This is a genomic window from Synergistaceae bacterium (assembly GCA_021372895.1).
In the GTDB taxonomy this organism is placed as follows: Bacteria; Synergistota; Synergistia; order Synergistales; family Synergistaceae; genus JAJFTP01.
In genome coordinates, this window is sequence record JAJFTP010000068.1 from 1 (window position 1) to 9168 (window position 9168).

Consider the following 9168-nt stretch of genomic DNA (forward strand, 5'->3'; position numbering starts at 1 on the left):
TTCGATGATGAAGATGGCGGCTGTTGCCGCCGGTATCAGGGGCAGCATCGACCTCACTCTTGGCGAACCGGACATATCTACGCCTCCGGAGATCTGTGAAGCGCTTTATGAAGCCGCAAAGGGCGGGGCGACACACTATGCGCCGGGAATGGGGCTTGCCGGACTGCGCTCTGCGATATCGGAGTACTGGATGCGCAGGTATGACCTGATATATGGCATAGACGAGATTTTTGTGACTACAGGCGGCAGTCAGGCCTCTTTTCTTGCGTTGCAGGCCTGTCTTGATCCAGGAGACGAAGTTATCCTCCTTGAACCCTGTTTCACGTTCTATGAACAGCAGGTGCTGCAAGCCGGCGGAGTGCCCGTCTACTGTATGAACGGCGTCGAACGGGGCTTTATTCCGGATCCGGCGGCGGTTGAAAGCAAAATAACTCCCAGGACAAAGGCAATCATAGTAAATTCCCCGTGTAACCCCACCGGAGCTCTATTCCCGCGCGGGATCCTGGAGGCCATTGCAAATATAGCCGAAAGATATGACCTTTTGGTTGTTTCGGATGAACTTTACGAGGCGTTCGCGTATTCAGGCGAACATGTCCCCTTTGCGTCGCTTCCCGATATGAAGGATCGCACCGTTATGATAGGCGGGATGTCCAAGAGCTACGCGATGACGGGCTGGAGGATAGGATATGCAATGGGTGCCCCGGCTATATTGAAAACCATGCAGATCATCGGCGTTGTTCAGACTATAAGTGTCAATACGATGGTCCAGATGGCGTCGGAATTCGCAATACGCAACTGCGACGGGCGCGTTAAGGATATCGTCAGCCTCTTCCGCAGACGGGTTGCATTTGCTGCCGAGGTATTCGGATCTTTGCCGGGCATAAAGACAGTCATGCCCGGCGGCAGTTTCTACCTCTTCCTGGATGTATCCGGCACAGGCATGAACGGATGGCAGTTTGCCATGAAAATTATCCAGGAGGCGGGCGTTGTCGTGATTCCAGGCGATTCCTTCGGTCCCCACTGCGGCAGCTATGTCAGGATCGCATGCACTGTTTCGGAGGAGAAGATGCAGGAGGCTGCGGATAGGATCAAAAAGCACATATACTGAAAACTGGCGTATCTGCCAACTTCAACAGCCCCGTTTATTCTTCCTTCGGCTGTTCGGCGCCAACGTCAAAAATTACCGTGTAAGCGTTTACGCGGCCCAGCCACTCTGTGGGCGTCACGGTGATCTCAGCCCACTTACCGATTTCAGGGACGTATTTCTTCATGGTACCCGCCCCGCCTGCTATAAACTCATTTGACAGGCGGTCTCCCCCTATTTTTATATCAGGCATAGTTTCTTCGGCCTTTTTATTTGCGAAAAGGATCTCATTATTGTCCGCATCGACAACATAGGCGCAGGAATCGAGCCGCGAGAGGTCCTCCTTAATAGTGCGTACCCTGTCTATGATCTTTCTCTTCGCAAGTTCCTTGAGCGTGAATGACGCTATTATCTGTCCTGACAGGATCACAGAGCGGATCTCCTTCTCAGTCAGGGTCTTTTCCCCCGTACAGCAGTCGAAGCCCAGAAAGCCCCTGAATGATCCGTTTTCCGTGAGAGCTATCTGTATAAGACTTGTTATGTTCTGTTTTTTAAACAGATCATGCATGTTTCCGGTATAAGTCTCCATGTCCATAAGGAATATCCCGTCATTGTCGAAGTTAAGGCGGTAATCCGGTCTGTCTGTCTCGTAGGAACAATTCTGCAGCAGCTGGATTGTAGGCTCAACCCCTTCATTGCATATCTCAAATACCTCAGAGAAATATCGATTGTCAGGAGAATTTTCGAAAATATATCCGCGGGCAAAGTTGAAGTGCCTCACAATAAGCTCTATAACGCTCTTTATTGCAATGCCCATGTCCTTTGCCCCGTAAAGTATCTTGAAGACATGAGTTTCGGGGTTGTCGACAAAATGTCCCTCTGTGCCGTTGATATTGTCTATATCTGCAAGATTGTTATTGTGTGCAAAACTGTCCCCCATATCAGGGTCATAAACCGTGATACATGCCTTACCGGAATTTTTCGCATGATAGAGTGCTATATCAGCCTTGTTGTATAAATCTCGGAACTCATTGCCGTCTTGCGGTGAAAAAACGAGCCCGATACTTGCGGTCAGGGGAATTTTTCCTCTGCCCCCGTTATGTAGATTTTTAAGCCTTTCACAAATGATCTCCGCCTTTTTAATTGCAATGCGGCTGTTGGGGATGTCCTTCATGAAGACGATGAACTCATCGCCGCCTATGCGTCCTGTTATATCTGTCGAACGGAATGTCTCCTGGATCCTCCTTGCTGTCTCTGTGAGGATCGCATCGCCGAAAAGATGTCCCATGAGGTCATTGACGCCCTTGAAGTTATCCAGGTCTATGATCATAAGCGCATTCAGAGGCCGCGGTGTCTTCTCCGAATCCTTGGCCATCTTTGCCTTTATAAGTTCTTCCGCATGTCCCCTGTTGAAAAGTCCTGTAAGAGGATCTCTCGTCGCCTTGGCAAAGAGCTGTTTTATACGTTCTTTATCCTCGTTTATGTCCTTTACGAACCAGAGCATGTGCAGCGCGGAGTCTGACTGGTCGATAAATATCGTTATATGGGCTGTATTCCATCTATAAGTATTATCAGCATAATTTAAAATTCTGTATTCTATGTCGAAGTCCGTTGTCCCTTTTTTATATTGCTCTATAATACTTTTAGGCGAAGAAATCGATGATAATTTCTCCCTGTCGTCAGGATGGACATATGTATTTACAAATACTTCGGCTATCTCGCTGCAGCTGTCGGACAACTCAGCATACCCGGCTAAATATCCTCTGCCGGTTATTATTCTGTCGTTTGTGATGTCAAACTCAAACATTCGGTCATAAAGCTTTGCAAGAATCTCCTTGTACTTTTGTGTCCTCAGCCATTTTATCTCAGTGTCCTTCTGCTCTGTCATATCTTCGATGACACCGATGACGTTTACCAGTCCGCCGTTATTGCTGAAAATCCCTGTCAGATGTATCTCGATATGGCAGAAGGAGCCGCTCGGCGTATGGTAATCATAGCTGGCCGAGGCAGTACGGTTCTCCGGAGTCAGTGATGCAAGATGTGAAAAGAAGCTGATAAAGGTCTTGTCCTCGCTGCTTTCAGCAGTTGCCATGAAATCTTTGATGACCGGAGGCACGCCAAATTTATCCACTATCAGATCTGAGTTATGAAGCACGTCATTTATCGCGTCATACTCGAAAATCAGCACATTCGCCTCCTTTATCGCAATTTTGTTGCGTTCCTCGCTGACAGACAGTTCCTCTAAAATTTTATGCGTCCGGGTGATATCAACCACCACTCCGTATATGGAATCAATCCCTTTGTCTTCGGTTATCCTGCCTCCTTTATTAAGCACGGATGTAACGTTACCGTCGGTTCCGACCATTCTGTATGCGACCTCGAAGCTGTCTTTTTCTTCAATCTGTGACAGTATCTCCGTGCGGATATTTTCTCTCTCCTGGGGTGAAATACTGTTCCAGAAACTCCGGTGATACAGGTCCAATGCCTCTTCATCCGAACATCCCGTGAGTTTCGTAAAACCGCTGCTCAGATACTCAATTGTGTACCTGTCATCCATTTTACATTTAAAGACCCCGCCCGGTATGTTGGCTATAAGCGCTTCAGTCATCCTGTTTGCCGATTTGAGTGCGAGCATGGAGCGGCGCTCCCTGTACAATATATAAAAAATCAGAAGGAGAAGGATCGCACTCATCCGGAAGACAAGCCGCCCAGCGTCCTTTTTTATCGATTCTATGCGGCTTGCGACATATTCCCCCGGAACAAATATGCCTACGTACCAATCCTCTGTGCCGACTGGTTTAAAGTATGCTATACGCAGGCGCCCCATGTAGGCGTAACTGAAGGATATATCCGCACCTTTTTTCATTGCCGCTTTCAGGTCGTCCTGGGTCAAAGAGCTGTTAAAACTGGCTTTTGCAAGGACATCGAATATGTTGCTGTGTGTAGTCCGGCAGATGGCGTTCCGATGATTGCTCCTAAGGATGAATTCGCCGTTGCTTCGGATAATGTGTATGTACCCCTGTCCCCTGAAAATATTCTGATTTATAAGATTTTTTAGCCTGTTTGCAGGGATAAGTCCGCGGATGGTTGCAGCAACGTTTCTGCCTTGAGTTATCGGCACTATGACGGATATGTAATCCGCGCCTGCCATTGTCCTAGTCCTTATAATAATTCTGTCTGTTATCAGCGATGTGTCAGGCGGAGGGAATTTCCCTTCGTCCGTCGTAAGAAAGCGGCCATCGGGGAAAGTTATTGCCATAGACACGAAGTCAGTCCCAACAACGGACTGCTTTAAAAGTTGTATCGCGGCTGGGTCATTCGGGCCGCCCGTGGCTGATATCTGATTCGCTGCCGCCTTTACTAAGCTCGTATATATGTCTAAGCGGTCTTTGATGTTTCCGGCGCACATACTCGCAATTTCTGATATCTGCCGGGTTTCCTCGTTACGGCGGTTTTCTTGGACGTTTGAGATAAAAATAAGAAAGAAGACTACGACAAGACATAAAACCAACAACAACACTGGCAGATAACTTCGCGGTCTTTCCATGGTCGGCTTTTGCTGGTGATCAGGATGCATTATGCCCGCCTCGATCCTGTTTTGACGTAAGAAAGCTCTGATAAATGCACCTCCTATACTATTACTATATCAAAAATCTGTATATAATAGATATTATAAGATACTAAACAATCTATTCTCCCTGATAATTTTTGTCAAGCAGAAAAAATATATGGCATGTAAATAAAAAAGTTTGAAAGAATAAGTAAAAGGAATTAAATTGAATGAAGGAAGCTGCGTGGAATTTCTGTGGTTGAAGCCCCACGGCACCGGTTCAGAGGTTTGAATCATATCATCTTGATGAACTGTCAACCTGTCTGAACCTGTGCTGAATTTGGTTCTTCATGTTCGTTTCCCTGTAAAACTCAAATGGCGTGGTTTCTGGTCAATGCCGCTTAACGGCTTTTTACTGTGGTGCGCATGACTGTCCGCTCGATCGGCAGGCCGTTTTTGATCTCGACTGCGACAAAGCGTCCTTCCGGTGTAATCCAAAACGGAGTACCGGAAATATAAACCAGCTTATTGCTCATTTACTCACCTCCTTGTAAGTTGCATATCACTACAAGCTATATATTTTACCCTTTTATCCCATTATGTCAAGGGCAAAGGGGGACGCCCCGTGCCGGAACGGAATGTTTTATTGTCGTGTCCTTTGCAGATGCCGGAAAATATACGGCTGATATGGTTTTAAAAGCTACATGTTTATGATAGGCGGGATGAACGCGGTTGACGGCGCGCTGTCCCATGGGAAGAGGACCCATGTATCCTGGCTGACTTCCGTTATGAATGTGTCGACCATCGGGCGCCCCTCCGGTTTGGCGTAGACAGTTGCGAAATGTGCACCGACAAACATGTCCCGGACGATTTTGGCCGTCTTGCCTGTATCGACGAGGTCGTCGATGATGAGCCATGTCCCGTTGACTCCGGCAAGGTCAGGACGCTTCAGGATGTTTGCGGCACCCTGGTCTTTCATTGTATAACTTGATATGCATATCGTATCAACAAGATGTATATCGAGTTCACGCGCAATTATCGCAGCAGGAACTAGCCCTCCGCGTGCGATTGTTATGATCCTGCTCCAGTCCTTCCTTTGATCCAGAAGCTTCCATGCGAGAGCCCTGCAGTCCTGCTGTAACTGTTCCCACGAGACAGAGTAGGTCTTGTTGTAGCGGTTTGCTGAATTGGCCATAATAATACCTCCTGTGTAAAAACAAGTTGCGCCGTATTCCCTAGCATTCAGCGTTTCGACAGATTGTATCTTTTGGCATGGAGATTGTCTATTGATTCTTGCGGCAGGAAGGCATGTTATGATTTTGATATCTCAGAAAAACGGAGCATATATGTATTCCTGTGTTTGGTCCATTCGACAGGGATCACTTTACATTCAAAGGATGTGCCCATACCTGGCAGGGATATTTTATAATCTGCGGACCTGTCGCATATATAGTTTTTTATGATGCATACTCCGCAGGGAGAATTTGTTTTAAAGAGGGCATGATGGCATTTTGTGCCCGGTTTTATCTCAGGGAATAAAGAAAGAGCCTCTTTGTTTGCGAAGAGTATCTCATGTGTGTCCGCATCAATTATCAATGAGCAGAAATTCATGTCATTCAGAGCAGCTTTGAATGTATTTATTTTTGCATCCAGTTTCTGCGCCAACAGCTCCCTGATCAGGAAGGCGGCAATTACCTGGCCTGACATCGATACGTTGTCTATATCCTGCAAAGGGAGCATGATGCTTTCGTCCATGCAGTCAAAACCGATAAAGCCTCTGTATGCTCCGTCGTCCATCAGTGCGATTTTGATTGAGCCGGCTATCTGCTGGCCTTCAAAATTTTTCTGATGTTCAAATAATCCGGGGTTGGAGCCGATAGTGGAATAGATGCCTCTGCTGTCAAAGTCATCTTGGTAATTGCGCAGTTCCTTCCCATAGCGGCAGTTTTGCAGCATGTGGATATGGGGCTCGACCCCGTCGTTGCACCACTCGTATATCTCTGAGCATCCCTGTCCGTCAGGAGTGTTTTCAAATATATACGCGCGTGAAAAATTGTAATGTCTTACTATCAGTTCCATGACCAGCTTGATCGCTATATCCATGTTTTTTGCACCGTAAAGGATGCGGAATATATGTTTCGGCGGATTCTCTTCGAATGTCTCGTCATTTATCCTGCGGGGCTCGTCATATGAAAGGTTTGTGCTTCCACGCCCGAACTCAGTCCCCATGTCATCCGCATTGTAAATATTACAGCATCCTTTGCCTGTGTCCTTTGAGCAGTAAAGCGCAATGTCCGCCCTGCCGCAGAGGTCGCTGAATGTCGTGCCGTCTGCAGGTGAGAAAGCGATGCCGATGCTTATTGAAAGTGAAAAACTATCGGCGATTCCTTTATGTATAAATTTGAGCGCGTTGTTTGCCTCTCTGGCTTTTTTGACAGCTATGTCCATGTTCGGGATATCTTTCATAAATACTACAAACTCATCCCCGCCGATGCGTCCCATGATGTCTGAGGAACGGAACGTTTTTTTCAGTATTTTTGTAACTTCAGTCAGCATCGCATCGCCAAAGAGATGTCCCATCATGTCGTTGACTTTCTTGAAGTTGTCAAGGTCGATTAATAGCAGTGCATTTATTCTCGTTTTATCCGCAACTGTGTCTTCCTCAAGAGTTTTGTTTATCAGCTCTTCTGTCTTGCTCCTGTTATAAAGGTTTGTCAGAGAATCCCTCTCTGCTTTATTTTTCAGCATCTCAGACGCGGATGCAGATTCAGTTATATCACGGACAAAAATTCTGGCGCGTAGAGTTGAATCAGAGGGGTCTATATATATAGACATGTGTGCGGAGTTCCATCTGTATTCTCCTTTGTCCTTTTTATCAGAATCTGCGGAGCGGAATTCAAAATCAAGCTCTGTCTCTTTTCTTTCAAATAATTCCGCAGCCCCTTCACATGAGTTGAATTTAAGGAATAACTGTCTGTCTTCCGGATGTACGCACCTGTCTGCGAATATCCGGGCCAGGGGCGAGAACGGTCCTTCGGGAGAGAGGCCTAAAATATTGGTGGTATATTCCATTCCATCGGTAACCCTGTCGTTTGTTGCGTCAAATTCATAAGAGCGGTCATAGAGGGATGAAAGGATATTTCCGTATTTTTTTGACTTGAGGTATTTTATTTTTGTGTCATTTTGCTCAGTTATGTCTTTAATAATGCCGACGGCTTTTATAAGATTGCCTTCGCTGTCGAACACGCCCGTAATGTGTGTTTTGATGTATATAAGGCTTCCTTCGGCGGTATAGCGGTAATATGAGGCTTCTGCGTTTTTGGCGCCGCCTCTTACCTGATTCAGAATGCCGATAAAAGCTTTGGCATGTTCGGACTCTTTTGGGTCCTTGCTGAGGATCTCAAAGTATTCTGTAATGTTTTCCATTACGGGCTCCACATTGAATTTTATGGACATTTTTTCAGAGTTGTATATGGTGTCTGTCGACGGGTCATATTCGAATACAAATATATTGGCCTGCTCCATTGCTATCCTGTAACGTTCTTCGTTAACGCGCAATTCTTCAATGGCACGCTGCGTATGTGTGATATCGAGCATTACACTGTATATCGAATAGCTGCCGTCATATTCGCGCATTCTTTCACCCTTGCAGATGGCGCAGATCTCGCCCCCGTCTTTCCGCACAATACGGCATATAACTTCAAAACTGCCCTTGTCATTGAGCTGTCCCATGATCGATGAACGTGTTTTCTCAACGTCTTCGGCAACTATGCTGTTCCAGAAGCTCTTGTCATAGATTTTAATTGCCTCTTCGGGTGAATCGCAGCCGGCCATTTCTGCAAAACTGCCGCTGAGATATTGGTAAGTGAATCTATCGTCCATCCTGCACTTCAGGACCCCGCCCTGTACGTTGGCGATCAGCCCTTCCGTCATCCGGCCGGTGCGGGATATATTACGAGCCGAACGCCGCTCCATGTATATTATGTAAATTATCAGTAAGGCAAAGATCATTCCCATTTGAAGCAGCAACATGGAGGCATTTTTCCTGACTTCCGCCGTTTCGCTGCCAATAGTCTTTCCTTTTATGGATACCCCTATGTACCAGTCTTCAAGCCCCAGCGGAGAAAAATATGCCAGACGCGGCAGGCCTTCGTAGGTATAGCCCAAGGATAGATCCCTTCTGCTGTTAAATCTGTTGATTATTTCCTCAAGATCAATTTCGTTGTTGAGTCTTACCGACTGTATAAAGTCGAAAAAGCTGCCGGTGTCTCCGGCGCTGTTCCAAAGCCCTCCGCTTAATATATATGAACCGTCGCTCCTTAGCAGCTGGATTTGGCCATCTCCGTCGTATATCTTCTGATCAACAAGGTTGTCAAGAGCGGATGATTTCACGACTCCCTGCACCTGTGCGGCCGCTTTGCCGTTTATCATCACCGGAACGAGGAATATAATGTAATCTATACCGTCGATATTTTTACAGACGATCCTTTCGTTTGGGCGATCGCAGAATTTGAGAAAATTAAATTTTTTGCCG

At 46.6% G+C, this 9168-nt stretch carries 4 protein-coding genes; 1 reads left to right on the forward strand and 3 read right to left on the reverse strand.

Annotated elements, in window-relative coordinates; translation table 11 throughout:
- Nucleotides 1-1108, forward strand: a 1108-nt coding sequence (locus tag LLF78_06420) for an aminotransferase class I/II-fold pyridoxal phosphate-dependent enzyme (protein ID MCE5202125.1), incomplete at its 5' end; no start/stop codon positions are given.
- A 34-nt stretch (nucleotides 1109-1142) separates the two neighbouring features.
- On the opposite strand, the gene LLF78_06425 is transcribed toward LLF78_06420, so the two are convergent.
- From LLF78_06425 to LLF78_06435, 3 genes are all read right to left on the reverse strand, one after another.
- A complete protein-coding gene (locus LLF78_06425) occupies nucleotides 1143-4631 on the reverse strand; it encodes a diguanylate cyclase (GenBank protein ID MCE5202126.1) in 3489 nt (1162 codons plus the stop codon).
- Nucleotides 4632-5334: 703 nt separating this feature from the next.
- A complete protein-coding gene (gpt, locus tag LLF78_06430) occupies nucleotides 5335-5829 on the reverse strand; it encodes a xanthine phosphoribosyltransferase (protein MCE5202127.1) in 495 nt (164 codons plus the stop codon).
- A 116-nt stretch (nucleotides 5830-5945) separates the two neighbouring features.
- Nucleotides 5946-9168, reverse strand: a 3223-nt coding sequence (locus LLF78_06435; GenBank protein ID MCE5202128.1) for a diguanylate cyclase, incomplete at its 5' end; no start/stop codon positions are given.

Coding starts and splice junctions, on each gene's coding strand:
- LLF78_06425 (MCE5202126.1), bottom strand. CDS start 4,631: ATGGAAAGACCGCGAAGTTATCTGCCAGTGTTGTTGTTGGTTTTATGT.
- gpt (MCE5202127.1), bottom strand. CDS start 5,829: ATGGCCAATTCAGCAAACCGCTACAACAAGACCTACTCTGTCTCGTGG.